An 11,639-nucleotide genomic window follows, 5' to 3' on the forward strand; every position below is an offset into this window, starting at 1 on the left:
GCTGTCGCTGCCGTCCCTGCGGTCATCGGACCCCCTACCGACCGATCGTTCGGTTGAATGACTTCAATGGTCGGTCGGCGGCCCGTATGGTGTCAACCCTGTGGATAACCGGGGTGGGCCGAACGGGATCGGAGCAGGATGGACGCGCACGACGACGCGGGTGAGTCCGAGGGCCGCCCGGCCCCCGGTAGGGGGGACCGCTCCGGTGCCGGGATCGCCTCGCTCTCGCTCCCGTACCAGGTCGTCGCGGCCGTCGCACTCGCCGTCGTCGCGGTCTTCGCCTGCGTGCACCTGGCGATGGTCTTTCTGCACGTCGCGCCCTCGAACACGCTGACCAAGCAGCACGGCGAGGCCGTCGACGACTGGGTCTATCCCGAGTTCGAGCAGAACTGGAAGCTCTTCGCCCCCAACCCGCTCCAGCAGAACGTCGCCGTCCAGGTCCGCGCGCAGGTCGCGAGCGCCGACGGCACCCGGCGCACCACGGACTGGATCGACCTGTCCGCGCAGGACGCCCGAGCGATCCGCGGCAGCCTGGTGCCCAGCCATACCGAGCAGAACGAGCTCCGCCGGGCGTGGGACTTCTATCAGAACTCCCACACCGACGACCATCGGCCCAACGGTCTGCGCGGCCGGCTCTCCGAGAGCTATGTGCGCCGGATCGTCATGCTCCGTCTCGACGAGCGGCGCCTCGGCGGCACGGTGGAGCGGATCCAGCTCCGCTCGGCCGTCCGGGCCGTCCCGGCCCCGCCGTGGAGCACCGAACGGATCGACACGGCCCCCGTCCACCGCGAGCTTCCCTGGTGGCAGATCAGCGCCGCCGACCTGCCCCGCGGGACGCAGGACGACCGTACGGAGGCGACCCGGTGAACCCCCCACCCGTGACGACGGAACCCGGCCCGCGCCTGCGGCAGGAGGGCGGCCGAGTCCCGTTCGACCGGCGGCTCGGCCGGGCCGTCCAACGGGTCACGGCCGCGGCGCTCGGCCCGTACCAGACCGCGATCGTCCGGATCGGCTTCTCGCTGACCTGGCTGCTCTTCCTGCTGCGCGAGCTGCCCCACCGTCATGAGCTGTACGGACCCGACGGCCCGTGGTCGTGGGAAATGGGCCGGCAGCTGATCGCCGACAACGGCGCGTTCACGGCGCTGATGTGGTCCGACGGCCGGCTCTGGTTCGAGATCGTCTACGCGCTCGCCGCGCTCTCCGCCGCCCTGCTGCTCGTGGGCTGGCGCACCCGTGCCGTGTCGGTGGTCTTCATGGTCGGCGTCCTGTCGCTGCAGAATCGCTCCGTCTTCGTGGGCGACGGCGGCGACAACGTCATCCACCTCGCCGCGATCTACCTGGTCCTGACCCGCTGCGGCCAGGTCTGGTCGCTGGACGCCCGCCGGGCGGCCCGGGAGGCCCGCGACGAGGCCCACGGTCTGCCGCCCCGCCGTGATGTCGTCGGGCCGCTGCTGTGGACGGTGCTCGGGGGCTTTCTGCTCGCCGCCACCGCCTTCGTCGACGTGACCGGCACCGCGTGGCTGGTGGTTCTGCTGTGGGTGCTGTGGCTGGCGCAGGCGCTGTGGTGGGTGGTGTGCCGCTATGCGCCGGGCGAGCCGCGGACCCTCCTCGACGTGCTCGCCAACCTCGCCCACAACGCCACCCTCGTCGTGATCATGGCCGAGGTCTGTCTGATCTACGCGACGGCCGGCTGGTACAAGATCCAGGGTTCGCGCTGGCAGGACGGCACCGCGCTGTACTACCCGCTGCGACTGGACTACTTCACGCCGTGGCCGGCCCTCTCCGATCTGCTCGGCTCCAGCTCGATGACGGTGATGGTGCTGACCTACGGCACCGTGCTGGTGCAGGTCGCCTTCCCCTTCGCTCTCTTCAACCGCAGGGTGAAGAACGTTCTGCTGGTCGCGATGATGCTGGAGCACGCGGGGATCGCCGTGCTGCTCGGACTCCCGCTGTTCTCGCTCGCCATGATCTCCGCGGACGCGGTGTTCCTGCCGACGGCGTTCCTCGTGTGGCTCGGGACGAGGGTGGGGCGCGGCAGGGACCGGCTGCTGTCCCGGCTGCTCGGTCGGCCGCGGGACACGGTGCCGGAGCAGCGCCGTACTGGCGGTGAGAACGCCCCCCGTACCCTCGTGGGGTGAGCACCGCTGAAGAGTCCGAGCCGATCCAGTACGACGAGGGGTACGCCCCCGAGGTCGGTGTGGGGCCGCATCCGCTGCCCTGGCCGGACGGTGAGCGCTACGACCCCGAGCTGCTGGCCGGCGGCGACCGGCGCAATGTGGTCGACCGGTACCGGTACTGGACGCGGGAGGCGATCGTCGCCGACCTCGACACCCGGCGCCACGACTTCCATGTCGCGGTGGAGAACTGGGGCCACGACTTCAACATCGGGTCGGTGGTGCGGACCGCCAACGCCTTCATGGCCAAGGAGATCCACATCGTGGGCCGGCGGCGCTGGAACCGGCGCGGGGCGATGGTCACCGACCGCTACCAGCATGTGCGCCACCACCCCGACACCGAGTCGCTGACGGCGTGGGCGGCCGCCGAGGACCTGCCGATCATCGGGATCGACAATCTGCCGGGCGCGGTGCCGCTGGAGCGGACCGTGCTGCCGCGGCGCTGTGTGCTGCTGTTCGGCCAGGAGGGGCCCGGGCTCACCGAGGAGGCCCGCGAGCACGCCGCGATGGTCTGCTCGATCGCCCAGTTCGGTTCGACCCGGTCGATCAACGCGGGCGCCGCCGCCGCGATCGCGATGCACGCGTGGGTGCAGCGGTACGCCGAGATCGACGAGGGCGTCGCCGCCCTGTAGAGCTGCCGGATGGGCTTGCCGGTAAGCACCGGGATGGGTTGCCGGTAAGGCACCGGGATGAGCTTCCGGTACCGCTCCGGGTAGGGCTTCCGGTACCGCTTCGGGAGTGCTCGCGGGGCCCAGGGCCCCCGCGAGCGCCCTGGCTCATGCCTGGCGGCGGACCTCCACCACCCGGAAGCGGTTGGCGACGAAGGCTCCGTCGCACAGCGCCGCGTTCGCGGCCGGGTTGCCGCCGGAGCCGTGGAAGTCGGAGAACGCGGCCGTCTGGTTGACGTAGACCCCGCCCGTCAGGTTCAGCGAGAGCTGGGCCGACTCCTCCAGACAGACCTCCTCCACGGCGCGCTCGGTCTCGGCCGACGTCGTGTACGCGCCGACCGTCATCGCGCCCTTCTCGCGGACCGTGCGGCGCAGCAGCTCCAGCGCGTCGGCGGCTGAGTCGACGGAGACGGCGAAGGAGACCGGGCCGAAGCACTCGGAGAAGTACGCGGCCTCGTCGTCCGGCTTGGAGCCGTCGAGCTTCACGATGACCGGGGTGCGCACGACGGCGTCGGGGAAGTCCGGGTTCGCCACCTCGCGGGAGGCGAGCGCCACCTCGCCGAGGCCGGCCGCGGCCTCCAGACGCGCCTTCACATCGGGGTTCACCAGGGCGCCGAGCAGCGCGTTCGCCCGGGCGTCGTCGCCGAGGAGACCGCCGACCGCGGCGGCGAGATCGGCGACCACCTCGTCGTACGACTTGGGGCCGGCGTCCGTGGTGATGCCGTCGCGGGGGATCAGCAGGTTCTGCGGGGTCGTGCACATCTGGCCGCTGTAGAGCGAGAGGGAGAACGCCAGGTTGGACAGCATGCCCTTGTAGTCGTCGGTGGAGTCGACGACCACCGTGTTGACGCCCGCCTTCTCCGTGTAGACCTGGGCCTGGCGGGCGTGGGTCTCCAGCCAGTCGCCGAAGGCGGTGGAGCCGGTGTAGTCGATGATCCGGATCTCGGGGCGGACGGCCAGGGTCTTGGCGATGCCCTCGCCGGGCCGCTCGACGGCCAGCGCGACCAGATTCGGGTCGAAACCGGCCTCGGCGAGGACCTCACGGGCGACGCGGACGGTGAGCGCCAGGGGGAGGACGGCGCGCGGGTGCGGCTTGACCAGGACGGGGTTGCCGGTGGCCAGGGAGGCGAACAGGCCCGGATAGCCGTTCCAGGTCGGGAAGGTGTTGCAGCCGATCACCAGCGCGATGCCGCGGGCGACGGGGGTGAAGTCCTTGGCCAGCCGCAGCGGGTCACGCTTGCCCTGGGGCTTGGACCAGTCCGCGCCCGCGGGGGTGCGGGTCTGCTCGGCGTACGCGTACGCCACCGCCTCGAGCCCACGGTCCTGGGCGTGCGGGCCGCCGGCCTGGAACGCCATCATGAAGGCCTGGCCGCTGGTGTGCATGACCGCGTGCGCGAATTCGTGGGTGCGGGCGGAGATCCGGGCGAGGATCTCCAGGCAGACCAGGGCGCGCACCTCGGGGCCGGCGTCGCGCCAGGCGCTCATGCCGGCGCGCATCGCGGGCAGCAGGACGTCGATGTCGGCGTGCGGGTACTCCACGCCCAGAGCGGGGCCGTAGGGCGAGATCTCGCCACCGGTCCATCCGTCCGTGCCGGGCTGGTCCAGTTCGAAGCGCCCGTCGAGCAGGGACTTGTACGCGTCGAGGCCCGCGGCGGCGTCCAGCGAGCCGTTCTCGCCGTAGGCCTTCGGGTGCTCGGGATGCGGCGACCAGTAGGCACGGGTGCGGATGGTGTCGAGAGCCTGGTCGAGTGTGGACCGGTGCTTCTCGGCCAGGGCGTCGGTGGTCAGCTGAGCGGCGGCCATTGCGGGACCAACTCCTCGTCGAGCTCGATCGTTCGGCGCGCGTAGCGCTCCACAACGGGTGGGAGACGGGTGGGCAGGGACAGGCGGACAGAGTTAGAGTAACCGAACGATCGGTCGGGACAAGGGGGTCTGTCGAAGCTGTGGACAACCCATCGGGGAGGATCAGTCGTATGACCGCCAATGTGAGCGACGCCGGACCGGCCGCCGAGCCGGAGGCCGGGGCCGAGCCCGTCGACCGGAGCCGTACCGTCGCCGTCGTCGGCACGGGAACCATGGGCCAGGGCATCGCCCAGGTCGCCCTGGTCGCCGGACATCCCGTACGGCTCTACGACAGCGCCCCCGGCCGGGCCGAGGAGGCCGTGACCGCCCTCGCCGCCCGCCTGGACCGCCTGGTCGAGAAGGGGCGGATGGACGGGGCCGCGCGCGACGGCGCCGTGGCCCGGCTGCATGCCGCGGCCGACCTGGCGGAGCTGGCCGACGCCGCGCTCGTCGTCGAGGCGATCGTCGAGGACCTCCCGGTCAAGCAGCGTCTCTTCGCCGAGCTGGAGAAGATCGTCGGCGACGACACCCTCCTCGCCACCAACACCTCCTCCCTCTCGGTCACCGCCATCGCGGGAGCGCTGCGGCTGCCCGGCCGGTTCGTCGGGCTGCACTTCTTCAACCCGGCCCCGCTGCTCCCGCTCGTCGAGGTCGTCAGCGGCTTCGCCACGGACCCGTCCGCCGCCACGCGCGCGTACGCCACCGCGAAGAGCTGGGGCAAGACACCGGTGCGCTGCGCCGACACCCCCGGCTTCATCGTCAACCGCATAGCCCGGCCCTTCTACGCGGAGGCCCTGCGGGTCTACGAGGAGGGCGCGGCCGACCCCGCCACCATCGACGCGGCCCTGCGCGAGTGCGGCGGCTTCCGTATGGGCCCCTTCGAGCTCACCGACCTCATCGGCCAGGACGTGAACGAGGCCGTCACCCGCTCGGTGTGGGAATCCTTCTACCAGGACCCCAAGTTCACCCCGTCCCTCGCCCAGCGGCGCCTGGTCGAGTCCGCGCGGCTCGGCCGCAAGTCGGGCCACGGCTGGTTCCCGTACGGGGAGGGCGCACCGGCCCCCGAGCCGCACACCGCTCCGCCGGCCGAGCCGCCGGCCTCGGTCACCGTCCAGGGCGATCTGTACCAGGCCCGGGACCTCGCGCAGGTGATCGAGGAAGCGGGAGTCGCGGTCGACTTCGCCGACGACGCCGTGCCCGGCTACCCGGGATGGATCGAGCTGCCGAGCGGCACCCGGCTCTTCCTCGCCGACGGGACCGCGGCCGACGACGCCGAGATGCCGGTCATCCACTTCGACCTGGCGCTCGACTTCCGCGCCTGCGAGCGGATCGTGCTGGCGCCCTCCTCCACGGTGGAGGAAGACGCCCTCCGCGAGGCGATCGGGCTGTTCCAGGCCGCCGGCAAGAAGGTCAGCGTCATCCGCGACGTACCCGGGATGATCGTCGCCCGCACGGTCACGATGCTCGCCGACTTCGCGTACGACGCCGCCGCGCGCGCGGTGGCGGACGCCGACGACCTCGACACCGCGATGCGGCTCGGCGTGAACTACCCGCGCGGGCCGCTCGCCTGGGGTGAGGCGCTGGGCGCCGGGTGGGTGCTCGAGACGCTCTCGAACCTCCACGAGGAGTACCCCACGGGCCGCTACGCCCCCTCCCAGGCGCTGCGCCGGCGCGTCGCCGCCGAGCAGGCCACCGCCGCGCAGGCCGAGGCGGAGCAGGCCACCGCCGGGGAGGGCTCCGCGTCATGACCACCGCGAAGCGCGACACGTACACCCCGGAGACGCTGCTCTCCGTCGCCGTGCGGGTCTTCAACGAGCGCGGCTACGACGGCACGTCCATGGAGCACCTCTCCAAGGCCGCCGGGATCTCGAAATCCTCGATCTACCACCATGTCGCGGGCAAGGAGGAGCTGCTGCGGCGCGCCGTCAGCCGCGCCCTCGACGGGCTCTTCGCGATCCTCGACGAGCCGGGCGCGGGGCACGGGCGGGCCATCGAGCGGGTCGAGTACGTGACCCGGCGCACCGTCGAGGTGCTGATGGCGGAGCTCCCGTACGTGACGCTGCTGCTGCGGGTGCGAGGGAACACCGGCACCGAACGGTGGGCGCTGGAGCGCCGCCGGGAGTTCGACCAGAAGGTGGCCGAGCTGTTGAAGGCGGCCGTGGCCGACGGGGACCTGCGGGCCGATGTGGACATCAAGCTGGCCACCCGGCTGCTCTTCGGCATGATCAACTCGCTGGTCGAGTGGTACCGGCCGCATCCGGGAGCGAACGCGGATCGCGAGCAGCTCGCCGACACCGTCGTCCACCTCGCCTTCGACGGGCTGCGCACCGCCCGCTGAGGGGCCCTTGGCGGCCGGGTCCGGCCGACGAACCCTCGGCCGCCGAGCCGCTCAGTGGCCCGGATCCAGGTCCGTCTCCTCGAAGACCAGCAGCGTGCGGGTGGAGAGCACCTCGGGGATCGACTGGAGCTTGGTGAGCACCAGCTCGCGCAGCGTCCGGTTGTCCGGCGTGTGGACCAGGAGCAGGACGTCGAAGTCTCCGCTGACCAGGGCGATGTGCGCGGCTCCGGGCAGGGCCTGGAGCTGCTCGCGGACGGTCCGCCAGGAGTTCTGCACGATCTTGAGCGTGATGTAGGCCGAGGCGCCCTGCCCGGCGCGCTCGTGGTTGACGCGTGCGCTGAAGCCGCGGATCACCCCGTCGTCGATGAGCCGGTTGATCCGCGCGTAGGCGTTCGCCCGCGACACATGGACCCGCTCGGCGACCGAGCGTATCGAGGCACGGCCGTCCGTCTGCAGGATACGGAGGATGTCGCGGTCGATGGCGTCCAGCGGGCGCGCCGCCGATCCCGTCAGCGCAGTGCCGGGCACGACACCCGGCGCCGCGTTCGGACCGGGACCCGGCGCCGCGTTCGGACCGGGACCACCCGGCGCCCCGTTCGGGCCAGGGCCCTGCACCGCGTTCAGGGCAGGACCGGGCGCCGCGTTCGGGCCCTGCGGCAGACCCCGCTCCCGGCCGTCGGCCATTTGTTCATCCGCCATGTCCCCCCGCCTCTCTCCCATGGACGACATGCTCCTATCCCAGGCTGTGGAGAACCGATTGTCCACAGGCTGAGGGTGCCTGTAGCCAAAATGCCTCCACGACCGAACAATCGGTAGGTGAGGCGCGCCACACATTCGCGCCACCCGCCTTCGGGTCTTATGCCCGCTCCCACGAGGAGGTGGACTCGTTGCAACAGCGCAGTTCGACAGTCCAAGAGCCGCCCGCTGCCGCCCCTGCCTACCGGCCCACCCCGCCTCCGGCGTGGAAGCCCCGCACCGACCCCGCCCCGCTGCTGCCCGACGCCGAGCCGTTCCGGGTTCTCGGCACGGACGCGGTGGCCTCCGCCGACCCCGAGCTGCTGCGGCGGCTCTACGCGGAACTGGTGCGCGGCCGGAGGTACAACGCGCAGGCCACCGCCCTGACCAAGCAGGGCCGCCTCGCCGTGTACCCGTCCACCACCGGCCAGGAGGCGAGCGAGGTCGCGGCCGCACTGGCCCTGGAGGACCGGGACTGGCTGTTCCCCTCGTACCGCGACACGCTCGCCGCCGTCGCCCGCGGCCTCGACCCGGTCCAGGCCCTCACGCTGCTGCGCGGCGACTGGCACACCGGGTACGACCCGCGTGAGCACCGTGTGGCACCGCTGTCCACCCCGCTCGCCACCCAGCTGCCGCACGCGGTGGGTCTGGCCCACGCCGCCCGGCTCAAGGGCGACGACGTGGTCGCCCTGGCCATGGTCGGCGACGGCGGCACCAGCGAGGGCGACTTCCACGAGGCGCTGAACTTCGCCGCGGTCTGGCAGGCCCCCGTGGTCTTCCTGGTCCAGAACAACGGCTTCGCGATCTCCGTTCCGCTCGCCAAGCAGACCGCGGCCCCCTCCCTGGCCCACAAGGCCGTCGGATACGGCATGCCGGGCCGGCTCGTCGACGGCAACGACGCCGTCGCCGTCCACCAGGTCCTGACCGAGGCCATGGCACGCGCGCGGAGGGGCGGCGGACCGACGCTGGTCGAGGCCGTCACCTACCGCATCGACGCCCACACCAACGCCGACGACGCCACGCGCTACCGAGGCGACAGCGAGGTCGAGGCCTGGCGGGCGCACGACCCGATCCTGCTCCTGGAGCGGGAACTGACGCAGCGCGGAATCCTCGACGAGGACGGGAAGCGGGCGGCGGCCGAGGCCGCGGAGACGATGGCGGCGGCGCTGCGCGAGCGGATGAACGCCGACCCCGTGCTCGACCCCATGGACCTGTTCGCGCACGTCTACGCCGAGCAGACCACCCAACTGCGCGAGCAGGCCGCGCAGCTGCGGGCCGAACTCGACGCCGAGAGCGAGGCGTGATGACGACCGACGTGGCCGCCAGGCCCGCCAAGCCGGCCAAGCCCGCCACCATGGCGCAGGCCCTGCAGCGGGCCATGCGCGACGCGATGGCCGAGGACCCGACCGTTCATGTGATGGGCGAGGACGTCGGCACGCTCGGCGGTGTCTTCCGGGTCACGGACGGCCTCGCCAAGGAGTTCGGCGAGGACCGCTGCACGGACACGCCGCTGGCCGAGGCCGGCATTCTCGGCACCGCGGTCGGCATGGCGATGTACGGGCTGCGGCCGGTCGTCGAGATGCAGTTCGACGCCTTCGCCTACCCGGCGTTCGAGCAGCTGATCAGCCATGTGTCGCGGATGCGGAACCGTACGCGCGGCGCGATGCCGATGCCGCTGGTCGTCCGCGTGCCGTACGGCGGCGGAATCGGCGGCGTCGAGCACCACAGCGACTCCTCCGAGGCGTACTACATGGCGACTCCGGGGCTCCATGTCGTCACCCCGGCCACGGTCGAGGACGCGTACGGGCTGCTGCGGGCGGCGATCGCCTCCGACGACCCGGTCGTCTTCCTGGAGCCCAAGCGGCTGTACTGGTCGAAGGCCGACTGGTCGCCCGAGGCGCCCACCCCGGTGGAGCCGATCGGCAAGGCCGTCGTGCGGCGCAGCGGGACCAGCGCCACGCTGATCACGTACGGGCCGTCCGTGCCGGTCTGCCTGGAGGCGGCCGAGGCCGCGCGGGCGGAGGGCTGGGACCTGGAGGTGGTCGATCTGCGCTCGCTGGTGCCGTTCGACGACGAGACGGTCTGCGCGTCGGTGCGGCGCACCGGGCGAGCGGTCGTCGTCCACGAGTCGGCCGGTTTCGGCGGCCCCGGCGGAGAGATCGCGGCGCGCGTGACCGAGCGCTGCTTCCACCACCTGGAGGCCCCGGTGCTACGGGTCGCCGGGTTCGACATCCCGTACCCGCCGCCGATGCTGGAGCGGCACCATCTGCCGGGCGTGGACCGGGTGCTCGACGCGGTGGCGCGGCTGCAGTGGGAGGCGGGGAGCTGATGGCCCAGGTGCTCGAGTTCAAGCTGCCCGACCTCGGCGAGGGGCTGACCGAGGCGGAGATCGTGCGCTGGCTGGTGAACGTCGGCGATGTCGTCGCCATCGACCAGCCGGTCGTCGAGGTCGAGACCGCCAAGGCGATGGTCGAGGTGCCCTGCCCCTACGGGGGTGTGGTGACCGCCCGCTTCGGCGACGAGGGGACCGAACTGCCCGTCGGCGCCCCGCTTCTTACGGTCGCCGTGGGTGGGTCCGGGGCGCCGGGACCGGTCGCCTCCGGCGGCACGACGGCCTCCGGCGGTCCCGCCGCGGATGCCGGGACCGCGGAGTCGGCGGAGTATTCCGGCAACGTCCTCGTCGGATACGGCACGGCCGGCCCGGCGGCGCGACGCCGCCGCGTGCGCCGCGACAACCCCGCCGTACCGGCGGGGCCCGTCCGGACCTCGGACGCGGTGTCGGGCACACCGGTGGGTGCCGGGGCGGGATCGCCGCGCGGGCTTGCCGGCGCGACGCAGCCCGCCACGCACACGGTCGCGTCCACCACGTCCGTCGCGGCCCCCGCCGTGGTGGCTCATCCAGGCCCCGTGCCGGTGATCTCGCCGCTCGTTCGGAAGCTGGCCCGCGAGAAGGGGCTCGATCTGCGGGAGGTACGGGGGTCGGGCCCCGACGGGCTGATCCTGCGTGCCGACGTGGAGCGGGCCGTGGTCGCCGCCCGGACGCCGACCGTACCCGCACCCGTGTCGACGCCGATGCCGATGCCGATGGCCGCGGCCGCGGGCGCCGGTGAGCGGATTCCCCTGCGGGGAGTTCGTGGCGCCGTCGCCGACAAGCTCTCGCGCAGCCGTACGGAGATCCCGGACGCGACCTGCTGGGTCGACGCCGACGCGACCGAGCTCATGGCGGCGCGGGCCGCTATGAACGCTGCCGGCGGACCGAAGATCTCGCTCCTCGCGCTGCTCGCCCGGATCTGCACCCACGCGCTCGCCCGCTACCCGGAGCTCAACTCCACGGTGGACATGGCCGCCCGGGAGATCGTCCGGCTGCCGTCCGTGCACCTCGGGTTCGCGGCCCAGACCGAGCGTGGCCTGGTCGTCCCGGTGGTCCGGGACGCGGGCACGCGGACGGCGGAGTCGCTGACGGCGGAGTTCGCCCGACTGACGGAGTCGGCGCGGCAGGGGACGCTGACGCCGGCGGACCTGACGGGCGGGACGTTCACGCTGAACAACTACGGGGTGTTCGGGGTCGACGGTTCCACGCCGATCATCAACCACCCGGAGGCGGCGATGCTCGGGGTCGGCCGGATCATCCCCAAGCCATGGGTCCACGAGGGAGAACTGGCCGTCCGCCAGGTCGTCCAGCTCTCGCTGACCTTCGATCACCGGGTCTGCGACGGCGGGACGGCGGGCGGCTTCCTCCGTTACGTCGCGGACTGTGTCGAGCACCCCGCGGTCCTGCTCCGCACGCTCTGACACCACGGCCGGGCCAGGGGGCCGGGACCAGGGGGCCGGCCCGCATCCGGCGGGCTGCCCCCGTCGCGGGGCGCCCGGCCGGCCCGCGGG

Annotated in this window: 10 protein-coding genes; 8 read left to right on the forward strand and 2 right to left on the reverse strand. The window is 72.6% G+C overall.

What is annotated here, in order from left to right; translation table 11 throughout:
* Window positions 1–138: 138 nt before the first annotated feature.
* Genes J7E93_RS32875 through J7E93_RS32885 form a run of 3 tightly spaced genes read left to right on the forward strand, consistent with a single transcriptional unit; the run spans window position 139 to window position 2,806 of the window.
* Window positions 139–867 carry a DUF5819 family protein gene (locus tag J7E93_RS32875; RefSeq protein WP_215073695.1) on the forward strand — a complete coding sequence of 243 codons (729 nt, stop codon included), beginning with the start codon at window positions 139–141 and terminating at the stop codon, window positions 865–867.
* Between the two features lie 11 nt (window positions 868–878).
* Window positions 879–2,138: an HTTM domain-containing protein gene (locus tag J7E93_RS32880; protein ID WP_374105462.1), complete on the forward strand. Its 1,260-nt coding sequence runs from the start codon at window positions 879–881 to the stop codon at window positions 2,136–2,138.
* Window positions 2,135–2,806, forward strand: coding sequence for a TrmH family RNA methyltransferase (locus J7E93_RS32885; protein ID WP_215073696.1), 672 nt, complete (start codon window positions 2,135–2,137; stop codon window positions 2,804–2,806). The genes J7E93_RS32880 and J7E93_RS32885 overlap by 4 nt, the downstream gene beginning before the upstream one ends.
* Before the next feature lie 144 nt (window positions 2,807–2,950).
* Here J7E93_RS32885 and paaN read toward each other — a convergent pair whose 3' ends face one another.
* Entirely contained in the window at window positions 2,951–4,645 is a 1,695-nt protein-coding gene (gene paaN, locus J7E93_RS32890; protein ID WP_215073697.1) for a phenylacetic acid degradation protein PaaN, read from the reverse strand.
* A gap of 170 nt (window positions 4,646–4,815) precedes the next feature.
* On the opposite strand from paaN, the gene J7E93_RS32895 reads away from it, so the two are divergent.
* Complete coding sequence (locus tag J7E93_RS32895; protein ID WP_215073698.1) at window positions 4,816–6,432, forward strand: 3-hydroxyacyl-CoA dehydrogenase; 1,617 nt, start codon at window positions 4,816–4,818, stop codon at window positions 6,430–6,432.
* Complete coding sequence (locus J7E93_RS32900; RefSeq protein WP_215073699.1) at window positions 6,429–7,022, forward strand: TetR/AcrR family transcriptional regulator; 594 nt, start codon at window positions 6,429–6,431, stop codon at window positions 7,020–7,022. The genes J7E93_RS32895 and J7E93_RS32900 overlap by 4 nt, the downstream gene beginning before the upstream one ends.
* Window positions 7,023–7,073: 51 nt before the next feature.
* Here J7E93_RS32900 and J7E93_RS32905 read toward each other — a convergent pair whose 3' ends face one another.
* On the reverse strand, window positions 7,074–7,721 hold the full coding sequence (locus tag J7E93_RS32905) for an Lrp/AsnC family transcriptional regulator (protein ID WP_215073700.1): 648 nt from the start codon (window positions 7,719–7,721) through the stop codon (window positions 7,074–7,076).
* Window positions 7,722–7,900: 179 nt separating this feature from the next.
* Between J7E93_RS32905 and pdhA the strand changes: the two genes are divergently transcribed.
* The 3 genes from pdhA to J7E93_RS32920 are packed head-to-tail and all read left to right on the forward strand — an operon-like array spanning window position 7,901 to window position 11,549.
* Complete coding sequence (pdhA, locus tag J7E93_RS32910) at window positions 7,901–9,061, forward strand: pyruvate dehydrogenase (acetyl-transferring) E1 component subunit alpha (RefSeq protein WP_215073701.1); 1,161 nt, start codon at window positions 7,901–7,903, stop codon at window positions 9,059–9,061.
* Complete coding sequence (locus J7E93_RS32915; RefSeq protein WP_215073702.1) at window positions 9,061–10,086, forward strand: alpha-ketoacid dehydrogenase subunit beta; 1,026 nt, start codon at window positions 9,061–9,063, stop codon at window positions 10,084–10,086. The genes pdhA and J7E93_RS32915 overlap by 1 nt, the downstream gene beginning before the upstream one ends.
* Window positions 10,086–11,549: a dihydrolipoamide acetyltransferase family protein gene (locus tag J7E93_RS32920; RefSeq protein ID WP_215073703.1), complete on the forward strand. Its 1,464-nt coding sequence runs from the start codon at window positions 10,086–10,088 to the stop codon at window positions 11,547–11,549. Before J7E93_RS32915 ends, J7E93_RS32920 begins: the two co-directional genes overlap by 1 nt.
* The last annotated feature ends 90 nt before the right edge of the window (window positions 11,550–11,639 follow it).

The organism is Streptomyces sp. ISL-36, assembly GCF_018614205.1.
Lineage (GTDB): Bacteria > Actinomycetota > Actinomycetes > Streptomycetales > Streptomycetaceae > Streptomyces.